The organism is Nostoc sp. UIC 10630, from assembly GCF_010747425.1.
Classification (GTDB): Bacteria; Cyanobacteriota; Cyanobacteriia; order Cyanobacteriales; family Nostocaceae; genus Nostoc.
In genome coordinates this window covers 12,857-28,045 of the sequence record NZ_JAAGOG010000106.1, presented here as the reverse complement: position 1 = coordinate 28,045, position 15,189 = coordinate 12,857, and the positions used below count along the sequence as shown (strand labels likewise).

Genomic DNA, 15,189 nt, shown 5'->3' with positions numbered 1-15,189 from the left:
CGTAGGCGCAGCAATGGTCATGGATATGGCGGCTGAAATTGCCCAGTTACGGGCACAGCTAAAAGCGTTGCAGTCTTGTTGAAAAACATCACCTAATATTCAGAGGTGAAAAAGTTGGCGCAATCAAAATTTTAACAAGTTACTCACCATTGGCTCATTTTTGAGAGCTACGGTGTACACACGTCTTTCTAGAAAACCAAAATCGTCGTAGATCCCCCTAAATCCACGCCAGTTGCTCATGGGGGAAACCCCCTTCTCTACGAGACGCTCGTAGCGTTCCGTTGGCGCAGCCTCTCGTAGAGAAGGAAAGGCGCTAGCCTCTCCCTTTGGGAGAAGACCGCACTGGCTCCCCTTAAAAAGGGGGACTTTGAGTCTTGGGGGAATGGGTGGGATTGTTTGACACTTCTTCAAGTGGTTTTGCTCTGCGTTTTCCTCGGATCTTACGCATCCGAAATGATAAGCCATCTGAAGAAATTGATACTCTGCAAACAGTGCAACGTTTATCTCAAATAGGCAAGTTGCCAGAACCTACGATCCAGGTAGAGGCAATTAATGCCAATACAGCTGGGGTGACATCAACCTCTTTAGAAGCGGCGCAGGATGCATTCAAAACTTTTATTGCAGTTGTCGACCGTAGGCCAAGTTATTGGTTCTCTGTGGGTACTGATTGCCAAGCAAGGCGATCTTTCCAGTGCGATGTGAAATTAGGTTGAACTGCTTGCTTAAAGTCCTCTAAAGCTGCTGAAAAAGCTTTCTCTTTTAGCTTGGCTGCACCTTGGTTGTGCAACTGTTTAGGAAATTGTGGATTCCATACATATTTTTGACAAGTTTGGTGGGCAATTTCTACATCACTGCCTTTTTCAGGATTTTGAAAGACCGGATGATAATGTAACCTGTTGCAGCAAACTTGCAACCATTCTTGCCACCCACATTGCCACAAGCGGACTGTTCCATCAAGACTACCACTGGCAATCAGTTTACCATCAGGGCTAAAAGCTGCGGAATTTACCCAATACTCATGTCCGTGCCAAGGTTGACCAATGGGGTTGCCGTGAAGATCCCACAAGCGCACTGTAGAATCATTGCTGGCACTGATAATCCACTGACCATCAGGGCTAAAGGCGACAGAATTAACTTCTTTTTCATGTCCGCGCCAAGGTTGACCAATGGGGTTGCCGTGAATATCCCACAAGCGCACTGTAGAATCATTGCTGGCACTGATAATCCACTTACCATCAGGGCTAAAGGCGACAGAATTAACTTCTTTTTCATGTCCGTGCCAAGGTTGGCCAATGGGGTTGCCGTGAATATCCCACAAGCGGATTGTAGAATCATTGCTGGCACTAATAATCCACTGACCATCAGGGCTAAAGGCGACAGAATTAACCCAATTCTCATATTTGCGCTGCGATCGCCCGATGACCCGATCTTGTAGTATTTGATGTAGCTCCCACAAACGCACAGTGCGATCGCCACCACTGATAATCAACTTGCCATCGGGGCTAAAGGCTAGGGAATTAACCTGTCCCTCATGTCCCCGCCAAGGTTGAGTGATGGGGTTGCCATTGATATTCCACAAGCGTATTGTGCGATCGCAGCTACCACTAATAATAAACTTGCCATCAGAGCTAAACGCTACAGAATTTACATGTCCTTCATGCCCGTGCCAAGGTTGACCGATGGGATTACCTTGTATGTCCCACAACCGCACTGTAGAATCACTACCACCACTGACAATAAACTTGCGATCGGGGCTAAAGGCGGCGCAAATAATTTTTGCCTCATGTTTGTGCCAGGGTTGAGTGATGGTGTTACCTTCTAAATCCCACAAACATACCGTTCCGTCAAAACCAACGCTGACAATAGAATCGCCATTTGGGCTAAAGGCGACGGAAATAACTCCTTCCTTGTGTCCGCGCCAAGGTTGAGTAATGGCGTTACCTTGTAAATCCCACAAACACACCGTTCCGTCAAAACTAACACTGACAATGCGTACCCCAGAGGGGTTGGCGCAGCCATCGCTATTTGGGCTAAAGGCGACGGAAATAACTCCTTCCTCATGTCCCTGCCACGGTTGAGTAATGAGATTACCTTGTAGATCCCATAAACACAAAATTCCGTCAATACTGCCACTAACAAGAAACTTGCCATCAGGACTAAAGGCTATACAATTAACCTCTTGCTCATGTCCACACAAAAATTGAGCGGTAGGATTGCCAATGACATTCCATAAGCACACCGTAGAATCGCTACTGCCACTAGCAATAAACTTGCCATCAGGACTAAAGGCTACACAATTAACCTCTTGCTCGTGTCCGCGCAAGCTATTTGCCTCTGTGGGTGTGTTCATTGCCTCCTTTAAGCTTCCCAAAACAGGAGCTAGAAGCTGGTTTGGGTATTTCTCTAGATTCTCACCCATTGTTTGAATTGCCAGCACCAAACCCTCTAGCGGTTGGACAGGAAGTAAATTCAAAACCCTGGCAGATTGCTCGCGCAGTTTTAATTCAGTCAGTGCAAGGTTTAACTTTTGAATCTCTTGTTCCTGGCGATCGCCCCATCCAACACTAGCATTAATAAATCGATTAGCTTGTTCGCTTAAAGAACCAAAAGTTTGCTCTTTTAGTTCTTTATAAGTGTTTGTCTTCAGAACCCTGCTTGCAATATTTTCTCTTTTCCACAGCATATCTAAGGTGTATGCCAGAAGTGGTAAATAATCATTTTGTTGGTGAAAATCATGAATAATTTGTTCAACTAATCCTTGTTCAAAGATAACGCCATGTCTAGCAGCAGGTTCAGCGATCGCTAACTTTAATTCTGCATCGCTCATTCTAGTGAGTATACGACTATAGCGATCGTGAATCTTGGCAAGTTGAGGATACTCACTAAATTTATCCAGAAAATCAGACCGCATTGTTAAAACAATTTTGACAGAGCTATCCTGCTGCTGGAACTGTTGAAAGAGACTAGCAATAAATTTATCGCATTTCGGTTTTTGAGTTTTCGTAAACAGTTCTTCAAATTGGTCAATAAAAATCAGAACGCACTGATAATCTTGTTTGAGGAATGTGACAATTTTAATTAGGGTATTTTCTCTTATTTCTCGACTAATATCAGCTATTGGTGATTTTTTTCCATAATTAGAAGCAAGACACTGATAAAGAGATTTAAAAGGATTTTCATTTGGGTGAAAACTTATATTAATTAATGATTTTTTATTAGATCCTAAATAAGGAATTAAACCTGCCCGAATCAATGATGATTTGCCAGTGTCTGATGCTCCTAAAAGCAAGATTATATTATCTTTTTTTAAGCGATCACCCAGATTAACAATCCACTTTTCCCGACCAAAAAATTTGTCTTTATCTTTAATTTCAAAAGTTTTTATTCCTAAGTAGGGAGAGTCTGTTTTGAGTGGACGACAATAAATGTCCTCAAAATTACTGTCAGAAAAAAAGTCGTATTCAGAAATACATTGGACATTACACCCAATATTTATATCGCCTTCAGAACTGTTAACCATCTTATCTCCTTACCTTTGAACATCTCTGGCTAAATCTTTACCTCAGTTATAGTTCCTTGGCTAATCTTTGTAAGTACCTCAACAAAATTAATTACATATTCTCTTGTGAAGCTTTCTCTATCGCCGCCCTAGAAGTTTTGTAAATCCTATCCGTGAAAAATTAAGGTTTTAAATAGGTTTATTCAGCAAAATTACTTAAGTAACTTTCAAAAATATGTAGTAGCTTTATCCTAAAACACCGCAAATGACAAACGGGATGGAACTTTTTGATAACCTACACCTTGCTATGTTTAGTGGTAAAGGTGGAGTCGGAAAAACGACAATCTCCTGCACCTTTGCATGTCGTTGGGCGCAGAAATTTGCCAATGAGCAAATTCTTTTAATCTCAACCGATCCGGCTCACTCTCTTGGAGATGTCTTACAAGTTAGCGTTGATGACATTCCTCGTCCCATAGCGGAACTACCCAATCTACGAGTAAGGGCGTTGGATGCAAAGCGTCTACTACAAGAGTTTAAAGAACGTTATGGTCAGGTGTTAGAACTGTTAGTGGAGCGCGGTAGTTTTGTTGAAGGAGAAGACTTGTCTCCAGTTTGGGATTTAAATTGGCCTGGACTGGACGAGTTGATGGGCTTGTTAGAGATCCAACGCCTTTTTCAGGAGCAGCAGGTAGATCGAGTAGTAGTAGATATGGCTCCTAGCGGTCATACTCTTAACTTGTTTGGATTGATGGACTTTTTAGACACTTTCCTCCACTCTCTCGAACTATTTCAAGAAAAGCATCGGTATATTAGCAAGACCTTTGCTGGAAGTTACACACCCGATCGCGCTGACGAATTCTTGCAAACCCTGAAAGCTGAACTGTCGCAAGGTCGTCGTCTGCTTCAAGATCCCACCCATACTGCTTGTTTGTTAGTTGCGATCGCCGAACCAATGAGTTGGTTGGAGTCAAAACGATTCTTAGAAGCCTTACAAACCATGCAGGTTCCTTGCGGAGGATTGTTTGTCAACCAAATCCTTGCCAGTGCGACTGACGCAGATCGTTACCAGGAACAACAACCGCTCATCAGCCAGTATACGGCTCTTGCTAACGGAAAGCCGATGTTTATTGTGCCACAACAAGATGAGGAGCCTTTGGGGATTCTAGCCCTTAAGCATCTCATCAACCAAATCCATATTCCTCAGCTTGAACCACTATCTCCTGTTCATCTACTCCCAATTCAATGGCCTGAAAAAATTCCTCCTAGCTTTGGAGATTTTCTGACCCAAGGTCGTCGCCTGTTACTAATTGGCGGTAAGGGTGGAGTAGGCAAGACCACAGTAGCAGCTGCGATTGGTTGGGCTATGGCTCAACAACATCCCGATCGTAAAATTCGCATGGTTTCTATCGATCCAGCCCACTCCTTGGGTGATGCCTTTGGTCTGAGTTTAGGACATGAACCATATCAAATAACTGCCAATCTTCGAGGTCAGGAAGTAGATGGCGATCGCATTGTCGATCAATTCAGAGCCGATTACCTATGGGAACTAGCCCAAATGATGAGTGGCGAAACCCAAACAAGCGAATCTATCGAAATGGCCTATGCTCCTGTTGCCTGGCGCAAAATTGTCGATCAAGCTTTACCAGGGATTGATGAAATACTTTCCCTGTTAACAGTAATGGAATTGCTAGAGCAACAAGAAGAAGACTTGATTATTTTAGACACTGCTCCTACAGGTCATCTTCTGCGTTTTCTAGAAATGCCAACTGCACTAGCAGACTGGCTAGCTTGGATTTTCAAACTCTGGATCAAGTATCAAAATGTCCTTGGTCGTACAGAGTTTATGGGGCGTTTACGAACTTTGCGACAGCGCGTAGTCAAAGCCCAAAAAGTGCTAAAAGACCCACAACAAGTAGAGTTCATTGGGGTTACGCTTAACCAGGCTAGCGTACTTGCCGAACAACAACGCCTGTTCAAATCTATGCAAGAAATAGGTGTGAGCCAGAATTACCTTGTTCTAAACCGCTTTACTTCTACAGCAACCATTAATTGCGATTTTCCAGGTTTGACAATGGTTCGCTTACCAATGCTTCCTCGCTCAGTTCAGCCTTTAGAACGCATCCAAGCAGCAGCCGCCTGTTTATTTTAAAGGCTAATTAGACTAAATACTTTCATACCCAAAGAGAAATTTATTATGCATCGCACTCCAAACCGCAGACAAATTCCAGCCAAACTTAGCACCATGCCTCCTCAACGTTCTCAAGCAACAGCTTACTTAAATGCTTACAAAATGATGTTAGAGAAGGAGCGTTTAGAGGAGGAACTAGAGAAACTCGAAGCACGCCGACATCAGATTCAGCAGCGTCTTGCTATTTTAAACAGTCAAACAATTACTGAAGGGGACATGACCCATCAGCAAACAAATACTGACTTGGAGGACAAGACACCAAAATTCAAAACCTTAACATTGGAATACTAAAATTTTTATACCTTTTGTTTCATTTTTAGACAACAATGTAAATAGTATTTGAAATTCTTACAACTGCATTGATTTCTAAGGCTTTTATCCAAGAACAAGGTAATGGACGGCTCCGACATGAGGAGCAACTTGTTAGTGAAGAACTCAGAGCCAGAGGCATACTAATTACTTTTTATACCCAGAAACGTATTCAAAGGCGACAACTGGCACTTGATAATGAGTCTTTAGTTGTTGGTGATATGCCATGTATTTTAGGTGCAATCAAACAGCTTGGTATTCCAGAACCTGAGCCTAATGATTATCCTGCTTCACTGAAAAACTTCATGCACCGCCGGACATGGACATCTACCTTAGAACAGTTAGAAATAGAATTACGCAAAGGTAGATATGCGCCAACATTTGCTAAACCTGCAACACGCCGTAAACGCTTTACAGGTTATGTTTTTGAATCGGAATATGATTTGTGCCAAGTCTACGGAGTCTCACGCCAAGAGCCGTTGCTGTGTTCAGAAGTTGTATCTTGGGTAAGCGAGTATCGAATTTATGTGGTTCATTCACAAATTAGAAGCATTGATCATTATGATGGTAATCCCAATATTGTACTAGATATTGAAAAAGTTCTCTGTGCTATTCAAGCTTTAGACAATGCAGGAGAATCAATTGCTGGATATGCAATTGATTTCGGAGTTTTAGATTCTGGAGAAACTGCTCTGGTAGAAATGAATGATGGTTTTGCAATTGGAGCATACAAAATTGATAGAAAAAACTATACAGATATGATTGTGGCAAGATGGGAAGAGCTTTTAATGAGCGTCAAATAAGATGTAAACAGTCTAAAAATAACTTTTTATATACAGCTACAGGCTTAAAATCTGCGTTTAAAATGTGCCTTTAATTTGTAAGTAAAAAGTAAGAAAATCTAATGATTAGTCACTGTTAAACCATGATGACTAATTACTTCTTACTTCTATGAGGAGCGACCGCATACCTTGATTGCGCTGTCGAAGCAAGCAGATAGAATAACCATTTATCCCCAGTGAGTGGAAGCTTATCGTCCGGTTAAAAATATTTGCCTAAAATTAGTCAGATCGCTTCACAAGGAATGGAAAATCGACATCTAAAAGCCAATTCTCATCAATAAATTCTAGATTTTCATCATAAACAAGAACCAATTCGCCAAGTTTTTGAGCATTGCTACTTGCAGTTTTTCTATTATCAACAGCATCAGCTATGAGCAAAAACTTTAGTTGTAAAAAACGTTCTTCGTGAGTAACGCCTATTGAACTGCTAACTAATTCGGCTTCGAGAGTACGAGGTAACGTAATTTTCTCATAATATTCATCTTGTTCATCCCAATAGCCACGCACTTGATAATCACACTGGTCAAGATGTTCTTGAACAAGAAGATTAGCATCTAAACTTTGTAATATTTCAGTTAAATCTTGCCAAACTTGATGATTTTTTAATTCGAGCCTTGTCATAGTTATGTGGGTTTAATGTTCTGTTACCAAACCAGAGAAGTGCAATATACCATCAATGAATTTTGCATGAAATCGGCGGTCGCCACCTTTACCTAAGACTTTAGATTTCAAATCGTAGCCAGATTCTTGGGAAGCCACCAACCCAACATTACCGCGAGGAGGTACAAGCCCTTTCTCAATGGCTTTTAAATGTTTCCCCTTCCGATCATATTTTAATCCCAGCTTTATTTGTTCACTGCCAAATGAAACTAGCAGACCACTGATTGAAAGATATACAGTATCAGGTTGAATATCTGCCCAATTATCGGGTAAAGCTTCCATTAAATTAATACTTGTATAGTAGAAGCATAATTTACTTAAGTATAATAGCTAACAATATTTTTAAAATTAACGTGAGTCTCCAACGGAGGCGCACGTTAGTTAATAGGTTAATCTACAATGCTTGCTCGAATATCTTTTAAAGTCATCATTAGCGTTAATGTTTCTATTGGCGATGCTTGAAAACCACGTTTTAAATAAAAGTTTTTGGCTTCTTCATCTTTAGCGTGAACCAAAATACATCTAACACCAGCTATTTGAGATACTGATAAAATGCGTTTAATAGCATCTTTTAATAAACCAGACCCTATACCTTGTCCTTCCCATTTGGTATCTACAGCTAGCCTACCAATAAGCATACATGGTATAGGGTCTGGTGCGTTCCGTTTAGCTTTGCTAACAGCTGCTAAATGAGTTACAGAAGCTGTTGCTAAACAGTAATAGCCTATTACTTTATTTTCAACTGTTACTACAAATGTTCTGGCTGTATCCCCCTCATTTTTCAAAGCTCTCTCCTTCAGCCAGCTATTCAAGGCTTCTGATTTGGATTCAAACTCTGATACATCATGGTTTTTAGTAACAGGCTGAGGAGCATTGATCATTTTCCTTTGGTTTGTCATCAATCCCAAGGCGATTTAGCAGTTAAGAGTTTATGAATTTCTTCATTCGCTTTAGGTGGTGAGTCTAAAATAGCAAGGAATTCTTGATATTTTTCCTCATCTAATGCAAAAAAGGTTTTGTCACAGATGACTTTTTCAGCTTCTCTACAGGCTACCTCTAACATAAAGTCAGAACGGCTTTTACCAAGAATCGCAGCCGCATTGTCAATTAAATCCCGTTGTTGTTCTTGAACTCTAATATTAATTACTTGGTTACGACCAAGATTATCCATTTTAGAACGGGCAACCATTAGGTATCTTCCATGTTTATGTGTCAGATTAAACATTACCGAAGTAAAGTTGCAGCTTACTTCGGTAATGCTTAATATCTAATATAGAACATTTGTATATACAATGTCAATACATTTTATGTGTTATAGGACTTACGCAATAAACCTCTCAAACTCTTATTCCTCCGTGTCCTCTGCGTTCTCTGTGGTTCGATTTTCCGTGACTTGTGCGTAAGTCCTGTGTTAGTGAAAATGTCGGGAAATGACTCTTTTCCTGGCGTTGCTGAATCTAGGGATGAAATTGTACGTATTGAAATATAAAATTCCTTATCCTCTCTGCGTCTGGAGCGCGACGGACACTTTCTACCCTGCGGGTTCCGCGTTAGCGGTACAAGTCGGGAAACCCGCCCACAGAAGTGTCCTCCTCTGCGTGAGAAAAACCATCCCGCATTTATGCAACGCCCTATTCCTCCAACTCTGTTCCCTCCTGTTCTGCTTCCAGAATCGCTAATAAAAGAGCTTCTTCCTGAATTTCAAACTCTTCTTCAGGAATTTCTCCCATATCAAAAGCAAGTTGGAGTGCAAGAAGTTGCTTGCTGAGATTTTCTTTATCATCAATTTCAGTACTTGCTTGTTCTAAAATTTTTTCCCCAAGCCACGTTACCCCCATTAATGGGCCGGTAATCGGTAATAGTAAAAAGCGCAGAACCATATTGCTTTACACCTGAGTGGATTTATTAAAGGTATCCTTTCAAGACCGTAATCATGCTGATGACATAAATATTAAACATTACTAGTCTTGTGTTGATGCCAAAATGCGTTGGATTTGAGTCCAGTTAAGGCTAATTGACATCTGTATTTTATATTTGCAATGTAAAAAAAAATACTTTCGTATGACACATTACTATTTACGAGGTACTTAGAGTTTGACAACAGTATTAAATGCATCTCCCCAACGATTTGTCAATACCCCTGCTGTTCAACGCATCGCTCAACGTGCTTTACGCTATCTACAGTCAGGTTTTTCAATACATTTACGTGGTGCAGCCGGAGTCGGAAAAACTACTCTGGCAATGCATCTAGCTGATTTGCTCAACCAGCCGATCATCCTCTTATTTGGAGATGATGAGTTTAAAACCTCCGACTTGATTGGTAATCAATTAGGTTATACCCGCAAAAAGGTTGTTGATAACTTCATCCACAGCGTTGTCAAAGTTGAGGATGAAGTCCGACAACACTGGGTTGATGCACGATTAACCCTAGCTTGTAAAGAAGGATTTACGCTGGTTTACGACGAATTTAATCGATCGCACCCAGAGGTAAATAACGTTTTACTCTCCGTACTTGAGGAGAGGTTGTTAGTATTACCAACAAACCAACATCGAGCCGAGTATATCCGGGTTCATCCTCAGTTTCGGGCAATCTTAACATCAAATCCTCAAGAGTATTGTGGAGTTCATGCAACTCAGGATGCTTTGATGGATCGTGTTATTACCATTGATATGCCTACACCTGATGAACTGAGTCAGCAGGAAATTGTAGTTCATAAAACAGGTATAGATTCTGAGAAAGCAGAAGTAATTGTCCGCATAGTACGGACGTTTTGGAGTCGATCTAGCTCTGGACAGGGTGGTGGATTGCGTTCCTGTCTGATAATTGCCAAAATCTGCCACGAACACGAAATTTCCGTAAACCCTGGAGATCCTAGCTTCCAAGATATTTGTGCCGATATCCTGCTTTCTCGCACGAATCAACCTCTTATGGAAGCAACTCGGCTACTGGAAGAGGTTTTAAGTGAATTCTATCATCGTATAAATACTCAATCTCAGTCGTCAGAGATAATACCAAACAACCAAAATCAGATTGTATTGGAACAACGAGTACCTTACGAGCATGAAGTCTACAACTACCTGTGTAATTCTCCAGGAAGGCGTTTCTCTGAATTGGCAGTAGAACTAGGGATCGATCGCAGTCAAATTGTCGCTGCACTCAAGTCTCTCAGAGAGCAGGGAGTATTAGTACAAATGCAGGGCAATGCCGAGCCGCCAAGCATCTCACAGACAGTTGCTTTTGATTCTGGCCATTTAATAAACAAATGAGTACTAATACTAATCGGGGAGCGATCACTACATCAACTCAAGGTTCTACCTTGGCAGATATTCTAGAACGGGTTCTGGATAAAGGCATTGTTATCGCAGGAGATATTTCTATTTCCGTAGGCTCCACAGAACTGCTCAACATCCGAATTCGTTTGTTGATTTCTTCTGTTGATAAAGCCAAAGAGATTGGAATTAACTGGTGGGAGAGCGACCCCTATCTTAATAGTCAAACTCGCACCTTATTAGCAACTAATCAACAACTTCAAGAGCGTCTTGTCAGTCTAGAAACAGAACTGCAATCGCTCAAAGCACTCAATCCTATTAATCATCAGAATGCAGGCGATTAGCAAATCAAAAGGTTCCGATTCCGGTTTAGCACCGTTGTTACTGACGGTTGTTGAACTGATACGCCAACTCATGGAAGCTCAGGTGATTCGGCGAATGGATGCTGGCAACCTCAGCGACTCTGAGCTAGATCGAGCTGCCGAAAGCCTGCAACAGCTTGAACAACAGGTTGTTAAGCTTTGCGAGATATTTGATGTTGACCCAGCCGATCTAAATATTAACTTGGGTGAAATGGGAAATTTACTTCCCCAATCTGGAGGATATTACCCCGGTGAAACCTCTAGTCAACCTTCTATTCTAGAACTCCTCGATCGCCTATTAAATACGGGTGTGGTGGTTGAAGGTGACTTGGATTTGGGACTGGCTCAGTTAAGCTTAGTTCATGCCAAGTTAAGACTAGTACTCACTTCTAAACCCCTGTAACTTTTTTATCTACATTCTTCTTGGTAAGACATTCTTATGAGTTATGGCTTTTACATTTATGGAATTTTGACCTTGCCTTCTCCAGAAAACTTAAATTTACAGGGTTTAGATCGGCAACCTGTACAAATTAAAATTTTGGATGATTTTGCAGTCATCTACTCCGAAGCACAGCAAGAGCGTTATTTGGCCAGCCGTCGTAACCTGCTAAGTCATGAAAAAGTCCTTGAGGAGATCATGCAAGGAGGCGATCGCTATTTACTGCCAGTGCAATTTGGACTTTTGGTTTCCAGCTGGGAAACGGTTTCAGAGCAATTAATTCGTCCTCATCAAGAAGAATTGACGCAATTGCTTGCAAAGTTATCGGGTTGTCGAGAAGTTAGTGTCAAAGTTTTTTGGGATACCGAGGCAGAAATTCAGGGACTATTGGCAGAACACCCAAATCTCAAAACCGAAAGGGATAAACTAGTGGGTCAACCCCTGAGTATGGAGCGAGTAATCCAAATAGGGCAAACCATCGAACAGGGAATGAGCGATCGCAAACAAGGCATCATCGATGTATTTAAAGGCACGCTCAACTCCATTGCGATCGAAGTAGTAGAAAATACTCCTCAAATGGACACAATGATCTACAATTCAGCCTACCTAATTCCTTGGGAAGCAGAATCACAATTTAGCGAACACGTTGAAGCACTCGATCGTCAATTTGAAGACCGTTTGCGAATTCGCTACAACAATTTCACTGCCCCGTATAACTTTGCTCGTCTTCGATTAACAATTTCCAACTGATTAATTCCTTTCTCTGTTGAATAGCAATAAAAATTGAGAATGAAAAATTATTGAAACTTTTAATTTTTTGGGAAATTAAATTTTCTCTACCTTTTATTTAAGAGGATGTTTGAAAAGTCCTCTTGTCGATAGCAAAACGTTATAGATCCCCCTAAATCCCCCTTAAAAAGGGGGACTTTAATTCCGGTTCCCCCCTTTACAAGGGGGGTTAGGGGGGATCTAAAAGTGCCCAAAATCACAGTAAAACACTTTTCAAACAACCTCTAAGTAAAATCAATGGACGACATATTTAAAGGATTTGAACACCTATTAGAAATTGCCAAAGCTTTAGAAGAAAAAGCAGAGAAAGGCGAGTTAAAAACTTCTATTCAAATTCGCTCTCATAATCTCAGTAGTATTCCCCGGCAAGGCAATATTCCCAGAACAAATAATTCCAGCCGAGTCAGATCCAATTCCACCGTTGGCACTACACCAATGGATGATGCTGATGTCACCCCCCCATCAGATCGGACGAACTCAAAAACTTCTTGGCAAGATGTCGGCGGCTTGGCTGATGTTCTCCAAGAAATCAGAGAGTTAGTCGAAATTCCACTTAAACGTCCAGATTTATTGGTGAAATTAGGGTTAGAGCCTCCGAGTGGAGTTTTGCTCGTTGGCCCGCCCGGTACGGGAAAAACTTTAACAGCCCGTGTTTTGGCAGAAGAGTTAGAGTTAAACTACATTGCCATCAATGGCCCAGAGGTGATGAGCAAGTATTACGGGGAAGCAGAAGCTCGTTTGCGAAGTATTTTTGAGAAAGCAACTCGTTCTGCTCCCTGCTTGATATTTATTGACGAAATTGACAGCCTTGCCCCAGATCGCAGCCAAGTGGAAGGTGAAGTTGAAAAAAGACTAGTGGCGCAGTTGCTTGGGTTAATGGATGGGTTTGCCAAAACCGAGGGCGTACTTGTATTAGCGGCAACAAATCGTCCCGATTATCTCGATCCGGCACTGCGTCGTCCGGGACGCTTTGATCGCGAAGTTCAGTTTCGGGTTCCCGATCGCAATGGACGATTGGAAATTCTGACGATTTTGACAAATGCCATGCCCTTGGAGACTTCGGTTAATTTAGGAGCGATCGCCGATTTGGCTGTCGGTTTTGTCGGAGCCGATATCAAAGCTCTTTGTCAAAAAGCAGCCTACATTGCCCTTCGTCGTCAAGTCCCCTCGCTCAACAGTCCCGTTCCTGAGAACATGACTATCGTACAGCAGGATTTTCTCGAAGCAATTAAGGAGATAAAACCCTCAGTTCTCAGGGATGTAGCAGTTGAAGTACCAAGTGTCAGTTGGGATGACATTGGTGGATTGGATGATGTTAAACAAAAACTTCAAGAATCTGTAGAGGGCGCACTTCTTTATCCCGAACTATACGAGCAAACCAAAGCCAAGCCTCCGCGTGGGATTCTGTTGTGGGGACCGCCGGGAACGGGAAAAACATTACTGGCAAAAGCGATCGCTTCCCAGGCTAGAGCCAATTTTATTGCTGTGAATGGCCCGGAATTACTTAGCCGATGGGTAGGTGCAGCAGAACAAGCAGTCAGAGAACTCTTTCGCAAAGCTCGGCAAGCAGCTCCTTGCGTTGTGTTTATAGATGAAATTGATACCCTGGCACCAGCACGGGGACGATTCACTGGTGATTCTGGAGTTAGCGATCGCGTTGTCGGTCAACTGCTCACCGAACTCGATGGGTTGCATGAATGCCCGAAAGTACTGTTAGTAGGAGCAACCAATCGTCCAGAAGCGCTCGATCCTGCCTTGCTCAGAGCGGGAAGATTGGACTTACAGATAAAAATCGATCTGCCAGATCGAGCCAGCCGATTAGCGATTTTAGGAGTTCACAATCTAGATCGTCCCTTCGTTGATGTCGATTTAGAAACCTGGGCGACAGTTACCGAGGGTTGGAATGGGGCAGACTTGGCTTTGTTAAGCAATCAAGCTGCCTTAAGCGCCATTCGTCGATACCGCGCCCAAGGATTGACTGACTCCAGCTTGATTCAGATTACAAATGATGATTTCCAGGTTACATACCAAATGCTTGCTAATCAGCATCAATCTGAATAGAGGGCAGAAGGCAGGAAGACTCCTGCCTCATCCCAACTACAAATATTTACGCCGTTATACTTATGTCAATATATGTTTATGCTCTTCTAGTCCCGATCGCATCACCGCTTGTTCTACCTTTAGGGATGGAAAGGAATATTGAACTAGTTTACTCTTCTGGTTTAGGTGCGATCGTAGAGCCGGAAATCTCACTGGAGGCAATACAGGCAACGGATGAGCGTTTACTTCAAGCTGTATTAAACCACGATCGCGTAATTCGAGAACTTTTTCAACAAACTCCCCTTCTTCCCCTGCGCTTTGGGAGGGGTTTTACCTCGCAAGAAAAACTGCTGAATCATCTAGAAAAGCACCAAGAGCAATATCTAGAAGCCCTAACTCAGCTAGCAGACAAAGTTGAGTACACTTTAAAATTGACACCCTGTGATTTACTTGACGATTCTGACAATATTGATGCCAAGGGAAAAGCCTATTTATTAGCTAAGAAACAACGCTACCAAACACAGCAAGCATTTCAAGCACAACAATGCGAACAGTGGGAACTCTTGAACCAGTTAATTCTCAAAACATATACAAATGTTATCTGTGAAACTCGACAGTCAGATGTGCGGCAAATCCACTTTTTGGCACAGCGCAACGATTCAACGGTCAGTACGCAGCAGTTTTCCCTCTGGCAAGTACAATGCTCGCACTGGCAATTAGCACTCAGCGAACCTCTGCCACCTTATCATTTTCTCAAAAACACTCTCATATAAATTCATAAAAAATAATAT

At 42.0% G+C, this 15,189-nt stretch carries 16 protein-coding genes; 10 read left to right on the top strand and 6 right to left on the bottom strand.

The genetic code is table 11. The annotated features are described in order from the left end of the window. Positions 1 to 392: 392 nt before the first annotated feature. Positions 393 to 713 (top strand): hypothetical protein, encoded by a 321-nt coding sequence (locus G1O98_RS22465; RefSeq protein ID WP_163931980.1) that lies wholly within the window; start codon positions 393 to 395, stop codon positions 711 to 713. Here the strand turns inward: G1O98_RS22465 and G1O98_RS22460 are convergent. Further along, entirely contained in the window at positions 644 to 3,520 is a 2,877-nt protein-coding gene (locus G1O98_RS22460; protein ID WP_163932033.1) for a hypothetical protein, read from the bottom strand. The genes G1O98_RS22465 and G1O98_RS22460 overlap by 70 nt on opposite strands. Positions 3,521 to 3,764: 244 nt before the next feature. On the opposite strand from G1O98_RS22460, the gene G1O98_RS22455 reads away from it, so the two are divergent. The 3 genes from G1O98_RS22455 (at position 3,765) to G1O98_RS22445 (ending at position 6,799) form a co-directional block, all read left to right on the top strand. Continuing rightward, on the top strand, positions 3,765 to 5,648 hold the full coding sequence (locus tag G1O98_RS22455) for an ArsA family ATPase (RefSeq protein WP_243458503.1): 1,884 nt from the start codon (positions 3,765 to 3,767) through the stop codon (positions 5,646 to 5,648). A 45-nt stretch (positions 5,649 to 5,693) separates the two neighbouring features. Beyond that, a complete protein-coding gene (locus tag G1O98_RS22450) occupies positions 5,694 to 5,978 on the top strand; it encodes a hypothetical protein (protein ID WP_163932031.1) in 285 nt (94 codons plus the stop codon). Positions 5,979 to 6,046: 68 nt separating this feature from the next. Continuing rightward, positions 6,047 to 6,799 carry an ATP-grasp domain-containing protein gene (locus G1O98_RS22445; protein ID WP_163932029.1) on the top strand — a complete coding sequence of 251 codons (753 nt, stop codon included), beginning with the start codon at positions 6,047 to 6,049 and terminating at the stop codon, positions 6,797 to 6,799. A gap of 258 nt (positions 6,800 to 7,057) precedes the next feature. On the opposite strand, the gene G1O98_RS22440 is transcribed toward G1O98_RS22445, so the two are convergent. The 5 genes from G1O98_RS22440 to G1O98_RS22420 all read right to left on the bottom strand — a co-directional run bounded on the left by G1O98_RS22440 (position 7,058) and on the right by G1O98_RS22420 (position 9,378). Next, positions 7,058 to 7,459 carry a hypothetical protein gene (locus tag G1O98_RS22440; RefSeq protein WP_163932027.1) on the bottom strand — a complete coding sequence of 134 codons (402 nt, stop codon included), beginning with the start codon at positions 7,457 to 7,459 and terminating at the stop codon, positions 7,058 to 7,060. Between the two features lie 12 nt (positions 7,460 to 7,471). Beyond that, positions 7,472 to 7,780, bottom strand: a complete 309-nt coding sequence (locus tag G1O98_RS22435) for a hypothetical protein (protein ID WP_163932025.1) — start codon at positions 7,778 to 7,780, stop codon at positions 7,472 to 7,474. 107 nt (positions 7,781 to 7,887) lie between these two features. Next, positions 7,888 to 8,379, bottom strand: coding sequence for a GNAT family N-acetyltransferase (locus G1O98_RS22430; protein ID WP_243458502.1), 492 nt, complete (start codon positions 8,377 to 8,379; stop codon positions 7,888 to 7,890). A gap of 17 nt (positions 8,380 to 8,396) precedes the next feature. After that, complete coding sequence (locus tag G1O98_RS22425) at positions 8,397 to 8,687, bottom strand: DUF1778 domain-containing protein (protein ID WP_163932020.1); 291 nt, start codon at positions 8,685 to 8,687, stop codon at positions 8,397 to 8,399. 442 nt (positions 8,688 to 9,129) lie between these two features. After that, entirely contained in the window at positions 9,130 to 9,378 is a 249-nt protein-coding gene (locus tag G1O98_RS22420; RefSeq protein WP_163932017.1) for a gas vesicle protein GvpG, read from the bottom strand. A gap of 214 nt (positions 9,379 to 9,592) precedes the next feature. Here G1O98_RS22420 and gvpN point away from each other — a divergent pair, with 214 nt between their 5' ends. From gvpN to G1O98_RS22390, 6 genes are all read left to right on the top strand, one after another. Continuing rightward, on the top strand, positions 9,593 to 10,765 hold the full coding sequence (gene gvpN, locus G1O98_RS22415; RefSeq protein WP_163932014.1) for a gas vesicle protein GvpN: 1,173 nt from the start codon (positions 9,593 to 9,595) through the stop codon (positions 10,763 to 10,765). Then, entirely contained in the window at positions 10,762 to 11,112 is a 351-nt protein-coding gene (locus G1O98_RS22410) for a gas vesicle protein (protein ID WP_163932011.1), read from the top strand. The genes gvpN and G1O98_RS22410 overlap by 4 nt, the downstream gene beginning before the upstream one ends. Beyond that, positions 11,099 to 11,533, top strand: coding sequence for a gas vesicle protein K (locus tag G1O98_RS22405; protein WP_069071675.1), 435 nt, complete (start codon positions 11,099 to 11,101; stop codon positions 11,531 to 11,533). The genes G1O98_RS22410 and G1O98_RS22405 overlap by 14 nt, the downstream gene beginning before the upstream one ends. Before the next feature lie 36 nt (positions 11,534 to 11,569). Then, a complete protein-coding gene (locus G1O98_RS22400) occupies positions 11,570 to 12,319 on the top strand; it encodes a GvpL/GvpF family gas vesicle protein (protein WP_163932007.1) in 750 nt (249 codons plus the stop codon). Positions 12,320 to 12,595: 276 nt separating this feature from the next. Next, positions 12,596 to 14,419 (top strand): AAA family ATPase, encoded by a 1,824-nt coding sequence (locus G1O98_RS22395; protein WP_163932004.1) that lies wholly within the window; start codon positions 12,596 to 12,598, stop codon positions 14,417 to 14,419. 62 nt (positions 14,420 to 14,481) lie between these two features. Then, the gene (locus G1O98_RS22390) at positions 14,482 to 15,171 is read left to right on the top strand and encodes a GvpL/GvpF family gas vesicle protein (protein ID WP_163932001.1); all 690 of its coding nucleotides are present in this window, start codon (positions 14,482 to 14,484) and stop codon (positions 15,169 to 15,171) included. Positions 15,172 to 15,189 lie beyond the last annotated feature (18 nt).